The following is a 13,200-nucleotide window of genomic DNA, read 5'->3' as shown; positions in this document are numbered from 1 at the left end:
TCCTCAAGGCCAACCATGGCCTTGACCCTGCGGGCGCCTGCGGCGGGACAAAACGTTCCAGACGTTATGTGAACCCGAAGCGGTCTCATTCACCATTAATCACCACAAACAAAAAAACCACGCAAATGCGTGGTCTTCGTGTTTGGTGGAGCTGGCGGGATTTGAACCCGCGTCCAGAAAATGTCTACCTTTGGTACTACATGCTTAGTTTGTCATTTATTTAACTGCTTGGAACTCCGACAAACAGGATTTCCTTGCAGCTGGCCTAATACTGTTTCGCGGTTCACCCTTAGACAAGGTTCCCTCGCTATCCTACTTGGATGACCTTCCGAATCCCCGCTAGCAGGAAGAGACTAGGGTGGAAGGGCCTATGCCGGTTATTAAGCGGCTAGTGCGTATGTTTCGTCGTTTGCGACTATTTAAATGCGGCTTTTTTAAGAGGCCAACCGCTCCTCTGCATGCACCTCCGGCTTCCTAGATCCTGTCGAATCCTAATCAGCCCCGAGATTGAAGACGAATTATAACATAACTGCGAGCACGTTAAACGTTTCTTTTATAATTTGCTTTCAAAAGATGCATTTATGGACAATAACCATTAAAGTACGCAGGCGTTAACAAAAGGCTTGTAGTGTAAATGTCTTCAGATTCTATTTTGTATTCCCCGTATACCTTGCCATGTGGCGTAACTGTGCGTAACCGCCTGGTAAAAGCAGCCATGGAAGAGAATATGTCTAGTTTGGGCAATGTGCCTGGTGAGTCGTTATTCTCGTTGTACAGGTATTGGGCACATGGCAATTTGGGGATGATTATCACCGGTAACGTGATGGTAGACAAAGAAGCCATGACCGGACCAGGTGGTGTGGCGTTAGATAAAAACACAGACCTTGCGCCCTTTGTTAAATGGGCAAAGATTATGAAGTCGAACGGTGCGCTTGCCATTATGCAAATTAATCACCCCGGGCGACAAGTGTTCAAAGCCATGCAAAGCAAGGCCATTGCGCCTTCTGCGGTGCCTATTGATATGGGCAAACACTCTAAATTGTTCGCACAGCCGCGTGAAATGACCTGCCAAGATATTCATCATGTTTGTAAGCGTTTTGTTGAAACTGCAAAACAAGCTGAAAATGCAGGTTTCGACGGCATAGAAATTCATGCCGCGCATGGATATTTACTTACTCAATTTTTATCGCCTCTAACCAACCAGCGCCAAGACGAGTGGGGTGGGTCGATAATTAATCGCGCACGCCTTCTCATAAACATCGTTAGTCAAATTCGTGCGGTTTGCGCCAATAATTTTATTGTAATGGTAAAGCTAAATTCGGCTGACTTTCAGAAAAACGGATTTTCTTTTGAAGATACGTGTGAAGTGGTGAACAGGCTTGAGGCGCTTGGCGTTGATGTTATCGAGTTATCCGGTGGTAGTTACGAAGCGCCGGCTATGCAAGGCCAAACGAAAGACAATACCACGCTTGCTAGCGAAGCGTATTTTCTAGAATTCGCTAAAATACTAGAGAGCAAAACAGACATACCGCTTATGACAACAGGCGGTATCAAGCGTGCTGAAATAGCCGAGCGAGTAATTCAACAGGGATGTGCGCTTGTAGGGTTAGCCAGTGCGCTGGCAATCACTCCAGACTTAGTAAAGAAATGGCAACAGCAGTGGTCGTATTCAGGCTCTATTCCACATTGCCGTTGGCGTGATAAGTCGTTAGCCAGTTTGGCGAATATGTCGATGGTTCGAAGGCAATTGCGCCGCCTTGGCAATAATTTAACAACGCTTCGCGACCCATCGCCGTTATGGAGCCTTGTATTAGATACGCTGCATCGCAGAAAAATGACTAAGCGTGATGTTGGTCAATAAACACCAGGTGCACATAAAAAAACACAGCGTTAAACGCTGTGTTTCATCATTCTTTCCTTCTGGCGCTGCCAGTCTTTATCTTTAAGCGTATCGCGCTTGTCGTGTGCATGTTTACCTTTAGCAAGGTGAATTTCCAATTTCACCCAGCACTTTTTCCAATACATGGACGTGGCGACAATAGAGTAACCTTGGCGGTCACGCGCACCCATCAAACGGTCGATTTCGCGTTTTTTGAGCAGTAGCTTTCTGGCACGCTCTGGCGCTGCCACAACATGGGTAGACGCTTGGTTTAGCGGGCTTATTCTGCACCCAACCAAATAGGCTTCTGCATTTTGGATAATAATGTACGCATCGGTAATGTTCACTTTACCGGCACGAATACTTTTAATTTCCCACCCCTGAAGCTCTAAACCTGCTTCGAATTTATCTTCTAAAAAATAATCATGACGCGCTTTTTTGTTCTGCGCGATATTTCCCGAGGTGTTTTTGTTGGCTTTATTCTTTTTCATGGCCGCTATTATACTGATTGTGTGAGGAAATGTCTTTATGCGTGTGGCACAAAAATCACTAGAGTGCTTTTAGCTAACATAACGCGTTGTGTATTCATAACGTGGGGTTATTAAGAGTAAAACCGAATACCAGATCAGTAAATTTTCTGTGTTACAATGCATACCATAGTATTTTTCACACTGGAATTATAGCGTAATAAATGCCTAGTATTCATAGAAGTGCACTTGTGGCTCACAGTGCAGAAGCCATGTTTAACTTAGTGAATGATGTTGCTTCATACCCAGAATTTTTGCCCGGCTGCACCGACAGCAAAATACTAGATGAATCGGCCGAAAGTATGAAGGCGTCGTTACTAGTCTCAAAGGCAGGCATTAAGCAGTGGTTTACTACCCACAACAAGCTTGTTACTGGCCAGCGCATTGATATGCAATTGGTTGATGGTCCGTTTCGCTCATTATCTGGAGGTTGGACATTCTCAGCCTTGTCAGAGGATGCATGCAAAATAGAGCTAAATTTGGAATTTGAATTTACGAATAAGCTCGCTGAAATGGCTTTTGGTAAGGTCTTTAATAGTTTAGCAAGTAGTATGGTGGCAGCGTTTACCGACCGCGCAAGGAGCGTATACGCATGAATAGCAAGCTTATTAATATTGAAGTTGCCTATGCGTTGCCCACAAAGCAAACCATTGTAGACGTGGCGTTGAAAGAAGGTACAACAGTACAGCAGGCCATTGAAGCGTCTAATATTCTTGAACAGTTTCCAGATATCGATTTAAAAGCTACGAAAGTGGGTGTGTGGAGTCGTGTGGTAAAACTAAACGACACGTTAATTGATGGTGATAGAATAGAAATTTATCGCCCGCTTATTGCCGATCCAAAAGAAATTCGCAAACGCCGTGCTGAAAAAGCAAAGGAAGAGGGGCGTGCTGACAAAGTAACAGGCGGAAAGCCTAATCCGCTTAAAGCGAAGTCATAAAAAAGGCCACGTTGACGTGGCCTTTTTCAATTCTGTAGTTCAGTAATGACGTTTTGCGTCACTGTCTTTGAAACATGCTTACATCTGTATTAAACCGACTTGTCGGATATGCTACCAAGCTCCAGAAATGGTGATGCATCAATATCTTCGGCATCCATCATACTAGCGATACGTTGAACCGTGGCCACCATCTGGCTTTGTTCCCACTCTTTAAGTTGAGAGAAGCGCTCTACAAAATGTTCTTGTAATGGGCGAGGGGCGTCAACAACGGCTTCTTTGCCTTTTTCAGTAAGGAACACGCCCACTTTACGTTTGTCTTGCGTGCTTCGAATACGTGTTGCCAAGTCCCTTGATTCTAAACGATCGAGAATGTTGGTAATAGTGGCTGGACTAAGGTTAATATTCTCAGCAATTTCGCGCACCATAATACCTGGGCGTTCTTCGATGTTTTGCATTACTAAAAGCTGCGGACCCGTAAGGCCCACGTGTTTACTTAACTGTTTGCTGCGTAGGTCTACCGCGCGTATCACACGTCGTAGTGCTACTAATAATTCTTCTTCTTTTCGCATGTTACTTCCAACAAATGTGTAGCGGTAATGCTACTTTAGCAAATGAATAAAATGTTGGTGTTTGTGATAGTGGTCTATCACGTCGTTTATCACCGATATTTTAGACCAACCCATAATATCATAATTCTGACCACCTTCACTGAGGTGCACTTCGGCGCGATAGTACGTTGCCTTTTCGTTCTCGTCTAGAGTTTGTGTTTCACATGGGCCAAATTCAGGCTGTTCAGTTGGCACAGCATACACCGCGTAAATAAAGTCAGGGTCATTGCCCATACTTACTGTCAGCACCAACGCGTCGTTACTGTCATCTACTGAAACAGAGAATTGTTGTAACTCGAATTCTTTACCTACTTCTTTTAGCGAAGGCGCAACGACCTTCGTTATATATCGCTTTACTGCTTTTTCATCAGGGAAGGTAACGATATTCTCTAATCGTTCTTTCCAGTTTTTGTCAGCATCGGTGTGCTGAGGCGTACCGGCAAGAACTTGAAGACTTTCTCGCTTAAATGCTTCAACACGCAACGCTTTAAGTAACCCTGAAAGAGCGATTAAAAGCACGATGGCAAAGGGTAAGGCTGCTGCTATGGTCATGGTTTGTAACGCACCAAGTCCACCAGCATAAAGCAGCACAGAGCTTACAACGCCTACCCCTACGGCCCAATAAACACGTTGCCACAGCGGAGTATCGTTCTTGCCATGTGAGCAAAGCATATCTACAACCATCGCACCCGAGTCGCAAGAAGTGACAAAGAACACAACTACCATAAGTACGGCAATAAAACTCAGAACAGAAGAAAAGGGGAATTGCTCTAAGAATATAAACAGGGCAACTGCTGTGTCTTCGTTTACCATGGTCGCTAACGCTTGTTGTCCTTGGGTAACAACCTGATTAATAGCGCTGTTACCAAACACCGTCATCCAAAACAAAGTGAAAGCACTGGGTATTAGCAATACCCCAAGTAAGAATTCACGAATGGTTCGACCGTAAGAAATTCGCGCGATAAAGATACCAACGAACGGCGCCCATGCTAACCACCAGCCCCAATAGAAAATGGTCCAGCCACCAATCCAATCTGTTTTTTCGTAAGCAAAAAGGTTGAAGGTATTGCGTACAATATCAGACAAATAAGCGCCTGTGTTCTGCATAAACGCTTGCAGAAGAAAAACAGTAGGGCCCAGCACTAGCACAATTAATAGTAACAATACCGCTAAAACCATATTGGTTTCCGATAACCGGCGTATTCCCTTTTCAAGTCCTGTTGTAACAGACACCACCGCAAGGCCTACAACACAGGCCATGATAATAATTTGAACGGTAGTGTTTGAGGGTAAATCAAAAAGGTAATTAAACCCGGCGTTGACCTGTGCAGCGCCTAGCCCCAACGATGTTGAGACACCAAAAACAGTGCTGGTAACAGCGAAAATATCAACAACATGACCTAACCAACCATATATTCTATCGCCTATTAACGGATAGAGTGCAGAGCGCAAAGTGAGGGGAAGATTATGCCTATATGAGAAGTACGCAAGTATGAGTGCCACTATGGCATATATACCCCATGCGTGGACGCCCCAATGAAAAAACGTCGTTTTCATTGCTTCTCGTACGGCATCTATGCTGCCTGCTTCGGCCGTGGGCGGCGCAAGGTAGTGCATTAAGGGTTCGGCAACACCAAAAAACATTAGCCCAATGCCCATACCCGCTGCGAACAGCATACTCAGCCACGTAGTAAACGAAAATTCAGGCGCTGCGTGATCCGGGCCTAGCTTTATCTCTCCATAACGCGACACGCCCAAAAAAATGACAAACAAAACAATAACGGCCACCGTGAGCACGTAAAACCAGCTGCCGTTTGTCACAATTGTGCTTTGAAGCTGTTTAAACAAGCTGTCGGCGAGCTGCGGCGCGCTTACTGCAAAAGTCAGTAAAAGCAGTATTAATGCAGACGATGTATAAAACACAGGTGCGTTAAGTGGCGATGAATTTTGTTTCTCAATCACGCAGTAGTAATCCTTAAGCCATCTTTAGAATAGTAATTTATACGCACAAATATACAGCAAGGCGCATAAATTATAAATATCAGATGAAATGATTAGATTAGTATTTAAAGATGGCTTGATGGTTGGTTGTTTATTGTGCTTTAAATTCTCTTTTGTTTTGTTAATTCATTAATTTATTGGCCTAAAACAAGACAAAAGTATAATTATTAACCGTTTGAGTAGAAATTATTATGTGATGGTGTATCGTTGTGTATGATCTTTTTGATATATGTTTGAAGTAAACATAATCCGAAGAATAAAAACCTTATCAAGGAAACACTCAACCATGCGAAAAACACAGCTTAGTTGTGCCATTGTCGCTGCATTGGCATCTACTTCACTGGCTGCGCAGGAATCAGAAGCGCCAGCTAAACTCGAAACCATAGAAGTAACCGCAACTAAACGCACAGAATCTATACAAGACGTGCCAGTTGCTGTTTCAGCACTAAACGGTAAAGCGTTAGAAAACCTAGGTATCGATAACTTCCAAGATTACGTAGAATTTCTTCCTAACGTCGTATTCCAAGGTACAGGCCCAGGTCAAAACGAAATCTACATCCGCGGTGCTGCTACTACGCAGTCAAATATCATGCTGTCTTCCGTTCAGGCATTGCAGCCATCAGTGGCGTTCTATTTAGATGAAATGCCGGTGTCTATGGCAGGTCGTAACCTTGACGTTTACGCTACTGACGTTCAGCGTGTAGAAGTGTTGCCCGGACCTCAAGGCACCCTATTTGGAGCAAGCTCTCAGGCAGGTACAATTCGCTTGATTACGAACAAACCGCAGCATGGTGTATTCTCAGCCGGTTTTGATACCAATATCGCGTTTACCAAAGACGGTGAAATGAGTAACGCAGTAGAAGCGTATTTCAACATGCCGCTAAGCGATAACTTAGCGGTTCGCGTGGCGGCTTATAACGATAAACAAGGTGGCTGGATAGACAACGTTAGAAATGTGCCGGGTGAGGGTGGCTACATTGGTAGCGCGGTAGTTATCGACCGTATCTCTGGCGGCCCGCTAGCTGATCCAGTTGGAATGGATGCGAATCGCATTACTAATCCAAACATTAGTTCGAACTCTGAGGCGGCCGTGATTTCGCCACAAAATGATGCACTTGTGGAAGAAGACTTTAATGATGCAACCTACACAGGTGCGCGTTTCGGATTGTCTTACATCATCAATGAAGATTGGGATTTACTTGTTCAACATACGCAGCAAGCCCTCGATACTGAAGGTGTATTTGCTTACGACCCAACCATCGATGGCGAAACATCGGCGTTGCGTTTCCAGCCTGACGAGAACAAAGATGAGTTTGGGTTAACAACTTGGACGCTTGAAGGTCGTTTAGAAAAGCTAGACGTAGTTTACACTGGTGGCTATCTAGACCGTGAAATTGATACCTTGGCCGATTATACCGGCTACACAAACGGCGGTTTGTTTTCTGCGTATTATGTGTGTAACCACTATGATACGCCGGACAACGCCGCAGATGAGCGTTGTTTAGACCCAACTAAATTCTACAAAGAAGACACATCTTCTACGCGTACAACTCACGAATTACGCTTTAACACTACCATGGATACACCATGGCGCATTACTGCTGGCCTTTTCTATGACGAGCAGGAAGTGGCTACCGTGGGTCAGTTTAAAATTGCTAACACTGAAATGACCACGTTCGGTTTTGATAACCTTCAACGTACGCTTGTGGGTAATGAAGGCATTAACAGCGATGGCGGCCCTTTCCCATCAGAAGTGAGCTTCATTAATGATATTACGCACACTATAGAGCAAATCGCTGTGTTCGGTCAGTTAGAGTACGACATAACTGACACTATCACTGCAAGCATTGGTGCTCGTTGGTACGAAATTGACGATATTTATGTGGGTTCAACGTCAACGGTTGATGTAACCCGCCGTATCAGAGCGTTTGGCACGTTAGAACCTGACGAACTTGCAGCCGTTGGCTTAGACCCTGTTGCCGTGAACGCCGCAATCGACAGTGGTCAGCTAGAAGTCGACCTACTTGATGATAATGGCGTACTAACGGTAGACGACACCATCTTCAAATACTCCATTGACTGGAAAGTAAATGACGATGTGTTGTTATTTGCGAACTACTCAGAAGGTTTCCGTCCACCTGTAACAAACCGCGTAGGCGGTGGCTTGGCAACAAACCAGTCTGGCAAATTTGAAAACTTCCGAATTCCAGTTTATTCAACTACCGATACATTGGATAACTACGAATTGGGCCTTAAAGGTGATTTCTTTGACGGGCAGTTCCGCGTTAATGCAACGGCTTACTATTCAGAGATTGAAGAGCTACAAACGTCGCGCTTCGACCCTACCAATATCTCATTTTTGGTATTTACCGACAACGTGGGTGATGCCGAGATTAAAGGTATCGACGCTGATATGACGTGGCTTGCAACCGATGACTTAGTCATTAACGCTGCATTTAGTATATTAGACACTGAGCTAACACGTATTAATGAAGAGCTTGAAGGCATTGCGGCAGGGGTTGGTTCTGAACTACCTTACAGCGCAAAGTTCTCGGGCAATATTAATGCGCGATACTTCTTCGAATTAGAGGGTGATAAACGTGGTTATGTTAACGGATCTGTTGCCTATACCGGTGACCGCTTTGCAGGCATGATCATGGATGCTTACGTAATGGAAGATGCTACTGCATTAGTTTACGGGCGTACCTCGGGTCTTAAAATTGAAGAAGAAGCATCAGTTTACGAAGGCGTGACGTATACCGATTCAAACGGTGAAGTGTTTAGAGGTGGTAGATACGTACAAGAGTCTTATGTACTTGCAAACCTTGCTGTTGGTGTAACCAACGATGTGTGGAAAGCTGAGCTATATATTGATAATGTATTCGACGAGCGCGCTACATTAAACATTGATACGCAGCAATTTACACCAAAAGTGGTAACTAACAGACCACGTACTATTGGCTTGCGCTTCTCGTACGATTACTACTAAATTGCTTAATGCTTAGCGCTAGCGAATTTAACGCAGGCATAGCCTAAGTAAGGTGTGAAAGTAAAACAATGAAGTAATAAATTAAAACGGCGAACTCATCGAGTTTGCCGTTTTTTTTCGTACTTTGACTATCTATTACAATAACCTAGAACAACGCTAAATGAATTTGAATCAACAAGAACAGCTTCAATCCATTAAAAAGTTGCTTATGCAGTCTCAGCATCAAGCAGTCATAGTGGAAACTACGCAATTACTTGAAAAAGCAGGCCAAGGTAACAGCACGTTGTCTGCTGATGTACAAAAAGAGTTGTTGTATCTAAAGGCGGTAGCATGTCGACTTTTACAAAATTTTACCGCTGCCATTGAAGTGTTGAACCACCTTTTGCAGCTTTTCCCTGATTATGCTCGAGCTTATCAAGAGTTGGGATATTGTTACTTAAATACAAATAAGCAAAAAGCAGCACACAGCTTCTATCAGGCTACGCGGTTCAATCCGGCGCTATTGTCCGCATGGCTGCAGCTAGAAAAAGTGTATAAAACTGATAAGCAGCACCAAGCGTTGGCACTTTGCCAACAACAAATTGCCTTCCTGCAAAGTTTACCTAAGCCGCTTTTAGGCGCAACAGACCTAATGCACGAAGGGCAACTGCACAAAGCTGAACAGATATGTAGGCGTTTTCTAATCGAGAATAAACATCACGCAGAAGCTATGATGCTGTTAGCTGAAATTGGTGTTCAGCTAAAAGTATACAGCGACGCTGAGTTCTTACTAGAAAGTTGTTGTGAGCTTTACCCTGACAATGACAGAGCAAGTGCTGCCTACCAAAGCTTATTGTCTAAGCTAGGCAAATTCCCTGATGCAGCGGCAGTGGCAGAGCACCGGTTAGCTCAATCGCCCGACAGTTTCACCGTGAAAGTAGGTCTTGCTCATGCATTAGTTGGTGTGGGAGATATTGATAAAGCGGTTGATATTTATCGGGAACTGCTTGAAGACAATAAAGACAGGCCAGCGGTTTGGGTTGCACTAGGGCACGCACTAAAAGCTAAAGGCGATACCGCTGAAGCTGTTGCAAGCTATGAGCGTGCAACCCAGTTCGCAGCAGACTTTGGTGATGCTTATTGGAGTTTGGCAAATACCAAAACATACAAATTCGACAGTGTGTGGTTATCACGCATGCAAGAGGAAGTAACTAAACCGGAAACAAAGCTAGAAGATAAAATACATCTACATTTTGCGTTAGGCAAAGGGTTTGAAGATAGCGGCGAATATGAGTACGCGTTTTCTCACTATGAACAAGGTAATACGCTAAAAAAGCGCACACTTCAATTTGATATAGCGCGGACAGAGGCAGCGCTTGAAGCACAACAAAAAGCGTTCTCTGAAAGTGATTTTAATCCTGAGACAGGCTATTCATCGCCAGATCCTATCTTTATTGTTGGACTACCTCGGGCAGGCTCAACGCTGTTAGAGCAAATCTTAGCGTCTCACTCGAAGGTAGACGGCACCATGGAGCTTCACGATATCCTGGGAATTGCTTCATCGTTAAGTCACCAGAACACACCATATCCGTTCAACGTAAATGCGTTAGCGGATGATGCCTTATCAACCCTGGGCCAACGTTATATAGAGCAAACAAAGGCTTACAGAAAAGGTGCGCCATTTTTCATAGATAAAATGCCAAATAATTTTATTCATGTTGGTCTAATTAAAAAAATATTACCCAATGCAAAAATTATTGATGCAAGACGACATCCCATGGATTGTTGCTTTAGTGGCTACAAACAGCTTTTTGGTGAGGGGCAAGAGTTTAGCTATGGGCTAGATGATATTGGCCGTTATTACAAAGCTTACGAAAAACTAATGGCTCATTGGCACAGCGTATTGCCCGGTCAAGTTTTAACCGTGCAGCACGAAGATGTGCTTAATGACTTGGAAGGTCAAGTGAAACGCATTCTTGCTTTCTGCAAACTTGAGTTTGAAGAAGCGTGTTTACAATTCCATAAAACAAAGCGGGTAATTAAAACACCCAGCTCAGAGCAAGTAAGACAGCCCATTTATAAGACGGGTATGCAACAGTGGAAACCATTCGAAGAAAATTTAGATGCGCTAAAAACTGCACTTGGACATAATTAATAATCGGTTTAGTATTTAAAAAGAAATACGCGTAAATGATGCATAGCCTGAAAGCTAAATATAAGCGTATACTTAACTGTTGTTCGAATTGCCAAATAAAGAAGGATGTTCGTGTACACGGTTAAAAAGCAATGGTTACGCTTGGTGTTTATTTGCTTTGCATCAGCCGCTTTGGCTGATGATATTAAAGATGTTTGTAACCTTGACCCTCTAACTTGTTTATCTGAGACAGTGCATCGGCAGCAATCACAACAAGCGGGTTCTCTTGAGTGGTGGGCGCTAGAAGAACTGCGATTAGAGTCATTATTTGAACTGCAAAAAAATGATGAGCTTTATGCAGCAGTAAGGCCATGGGTCGGAAATGCCTCTGTCCCTGCCGAATACGAGCCTGTGATACAGTTGTTCCTAGGAAAATGGCTCAGAGCCAGCGAAAGAGCCGACGAGTCGAAAGTGGTATTGAATAAGGCCTTGTCGGGCTTTCAACAACAGTACGCTGCAATGCCTTCTCAACAAAGTGGCATTCGTGTCTTAAATCTATTGGTGGTTTTAGATAAATTTGACGAAGCTTCGGCCTTTGCAAATGAACTTGAGCTACAGAATTTCGATGCTCCAATATTTTATCGTGAAATGTTTGCCGAACTTGGACATGTTGCGCATCGCCGCAATGCGTTAGCACTTCACATTGAATATCGCCTAAAGTCTCTTCTGTGGGCTAAAAAGGTGCCCGATATGCAACAACAAGCAATAGCCCACAATAACTATGGCGTCGCGCTACGTGAAAGCCAGAAATTCATCATGGCTGAATCGGCGTTTTTAGACGGTTTAGTGTGTGCAGAGCAAGCGAAAGATGTTGCGCAGGTGAATACTATTCGTTTAAGAATTGCTGAAGTGGCTAAGCTTCAAAATAACACTGCTAAGTCTAAGCAATGGTTCAATAAAGTAGTACTTAGTGAATTACCTGCAGTGCAAATTCGATATTACAGGCAGCTAGCTGACGAGTTAGTACTGTAAACGATAAATAAACTAAGCAATCACCATTAAAGGAGTGGCCTATCTGAGAGACAGGCCAATCAAACTACGCTAAAAATATTGTCCGCAAAACTAATACTTTCTTCTTTTCAGCCCGGTCTCGGCTAGTATCTTTGCCGATATTTCTTCAATTGAATACTTGGTACTGTTTAAAAAAGGTATCTTTTCTTTGCGGTACAAATTCTCAACTTCGCGAAGCTCCATACGACACTGCGGAAGCGAAGCATACTTACTGTTTGCTCGTCTTTCTGAGCGAATTTGATGAAGACGGTCTGCCGCGATAGTGAGACCGAAAAGTTTGTGTTTGAATCGGCGCAGCGCAGGAGGCAGCTTCAACATGTCGCCCATATCTTCCTCGGTAAAAGGATAATTAGCCGCTTTAATACCGTATTGTAATGCTAGGTATAGGCTTGTTGGCGTTTTACCAGAGCGAGAAACACCGGTAAGTATAATATCGGCCTCGTCATAGTCTTTAAGGTTTGAGCCATCGTCATTTGCAAGCGCGTAATTCACTGCCTCAATTCGAATATCATAAGTTGTTTCATGAATGCTGTGCGTGCGATGTTTTTCAGGTTTAGAGGGCACACCAAGCACTTTTTCTAACGGTGCAACAAATTGATCGAGGAAATTGTAATTTATACCCACTGATTTTGAGATGATTTTGCGAATATCTACATTCACAATTGTATAAAAAACGAGCGGTCTTTCTCCGGTGTCTTGAAAACTTTCAGAAATTTGCTCTAAAACTCTGTGAGCTTGTTCCTCAGTTTCAACAAAAGGAATGGTGTTGTGATTGAAAGAAACGGGGAAAAGTGAAAGTAGGGCGTGGCCAAACACCTCTGCTGTAATGGCTGTACCATCTGAAATATAAAAAGCTGTGCGCACAACATATCCTTAACATTGTTGTAATTTAATTACAAAAGTAATTAAGAGTTTACATTCTGATTTCCCCCATTCTAAGATGATTTTGTCGAAAAGCTATACGGTTCTTGTGATTGTCAGCAATTAGCTATGCTTAGCTGTCAAACGTAATGGACAACGCTGAAAGGTAATTTTGCCTTTAACGACACAATTTTTTAGTAGTTTCAGAATA

Annotated in this window: 10 protein-coding genes and 1 other RNA gene; 6 read left to right on the top strand and 5 right to left on the bottom strand. The window is 43.6% G+C overall.

Translation table 11 applies throughout. The features are described 5' to 3' along the window. Positions 1-143: 143 nt before the first annotated feature. Positions 144-503, bottom strand: a transfer-messenger RNA (tmRNA) gene (gene ssrA / locus ACGHAV_RS16305). A 131-nt stretch (positions 504-634) separates the two neighbouring features. On the opposite strand from ssrA, the gene ACGHAV_RS16300 reads away from it, so the two are divergent. Next, positions 635-1,861, top strand: a complete 1,227-nt coding sequence (locus ACGHAV_RS16300; protein WP_390383063.1) for an NADH:flavin oxidoreductase/NADH oxidase family protein — start codon at positions 635-637, stop codon at positions 1,859-1,861. A gap of 29 nt (positions 1,862-1,890) precedes the next feature. Here the strand turns inward: ACGHAV_RS16300 and smpB are convergent, their stop codons facing one another. After that, positions 1,891-2,370: an SsrA-binding protein SmpB gene (smpB, locus tag ACGHAV_RS16295; RefSeq protein ID WP_012518302.1), complete on the bottom strand. Its 480-nt coding sequence runs from the start codon at positions 2,368-2,370 to the stop codon at positions 1,891-1,893. A 200-nt stretch (positions 2,371-2,570) separates the two neighbouring features. Between smpB and ACGHAV_RS16290 the strand changes: the two genes are divergently transcribed. After that, on the top strand, positions 2,571-3,002 hold the full coding sequence (locus ACGHAV_RS16290; protein ID WP_334014376.1) for a type II toxin-antitoxin system RatA family toxin: 432 nt from the start codon (positions 2,571-2,573) through the stop codon (positions 3,000-3,002). After that, on the top strand, positions 2,999-3,346 hold the full coding sequence (locus ACGHAV_RS16285) for an RnfH family protein (protein ID WP_390383058.1): 348 nt from the start codon (positions 2,999-3,001) through the stop codon (positions 3,344-3,346). Before ACGHAV_RS16290 ends, ACGHAV_RS16285 begins: the two co-directional genes overlap by 4 nt. 89 nt (positions 3,347-3,435) lie before the next feature. Here the strand turns inward: ACGHAV_RS16285 and ACGHAV_RS16280 are convergent, their stop codons facing one another. Both ACGHAV_RS16280 and ACGHAV_RS16275 read right to left on the bottom strand, forming a co-directional pair. Beyond that, positions 3,436-3,915, bottom strand: a complete 480-nt coding sequence (locus tag ACGHAV_RS16280) for a MarR family winged helix-turn-helix transcriptional regulator (RefSeq protein ID WP_390383055.1) — start codon at positions 3,913-3,915, stop codon at positions 3,436-3,438. Positions 3,916-3,945: 30 nt separating this feature from the next. After that, positions 3,946-5,916: a BCCT family transporter gene (locus tag ACGHAV_RS16275; protein WP_390383052.1), complete on the bottom strand. Its 1,971-nt coding sequence runs from the start codon at positions 5,914-5,916 to the stop codon at positions 3,946-3,948. Between the two features lie 325 nt (positions 5,917-6,241). On the opposite strand from ACGHAV_RS16275, the gene ACGHAV_RS16270 reads away from it, so the two are divergent. From ACGHAV_RS16270 to ACGHAV_RS16260, 3 genes are all read left to right on the top strand, one after another. Then, positions 6,242-8,944, top strand: a complete 2,703-nt coding sequence (locus ACGHAV_RS16270; protein WP_390383049.1) for a TonB-dependent receptor — start codon at positions 6,242-6,244, stop codon at positions 8,942-8,944. 160 nt (positions 8,945-9,104) lie between these two features. Continuing rightward, entirely contained in the window at positions 9,105-11,078 is a 1,974-nt protein-coding gene (locus tag ACGHAV_RS16265; RefSeq protein ID WP_390383047.1) for a tetratricopeptide repeat-containing sulfotransferase family protein, read from the top strand. A 111-nt stretch (positions 11,079-11,189) separates the two neighbouring features. Further along, positions 11,190-12,089, top strand: coding sequence for a hypothetical protein (locus ACGHAV_RS16260; protein WP_390383044.1), 900 nt, complete (start codon positions 11,190-11,192; stop codon positions 12,087-12,089). Positions 12,090-12,179: 90 nt separating this feature from the next. On the opposite strand, the gene ACGHAV_RS16255 is transcribed toward ACGHAV_RS16260, so the two are convergent. After that, positions 12,180-12,992, bottom strand: coding sequence for a pyruvate, water dikinase regulatory protein (locus tag ACGHAV_RS16255; RefSeq protein WP_334014369.1), 813 nt, complete (start codon positions 12,990-12,992; stop codon positions 12,180-12,182). Positions 12,993-13,200 lie beyond the last annotated feature (208 nt).

The sequence above is a fragment of the Alteromonas sp. MTD1 genome, assembly GCF_042848195.1.
Classification (GTDB): domain Bacteria; phylum Pseudomonadota; class Gammaproteobacteria; order Enterobacterales; family Alteromonadaceae; genus Alteromonas.
Note: the sequence above shows the minus strand (reverse complement) of the source record. Positions and strands in the feature narration are given on the sequence as shown.

Coding starts and splice junctions, on each gene's coding strand:
- ACGHAV_RS16290 (WP_334014376.1), top strand. CDS start 2,571: ATGCCTAGTATTCATAGAAGTGCACTTGTGGCTCACAGTGCAGAAGCC.
- smpB (WP_012518302.1), bottom strand. CDS start 2,370: ATGAAAAAGAATAAAGCCAACAAAAACACCTCGGGAAATATCGCGCAG.
- ACGHAV_RS16265 (WP_390383047.1), top strand. CDS start 9,105: ATGAATTTGAATCAACAAGAACAGCTTCAATCCATTAAAAAGTTGCTT.
- ACGHAV_RS16300 (WP_390383063.1), top strand. CDS start 635: ATGTCTTCAGATTCTATTTTGTATTCCCCGTATACCTTGCCATGTGGC.
- ACGHAV_RS16280 (WP_390383055.1), bottom strand. CDS start 3,915: ATGCGAAAAGAAGAAGAATTATTAGTAGCACTACGACGTGTGATACGC.
- ACGHAV_RS16270 (WP_390383049.1), top strand. CDS start 6,242: ATGCGAAAAACACAGCTTAGTTGTGCCATTGTCGCTGCATTGGCATCT.
- ACGHAV_RS16285 (WP_390383058.1), top strand. CDS start 2,999: ATGAATAGCAAGCTTATTAATATTGAAGTTGCCTATGCGTTGCCCACA.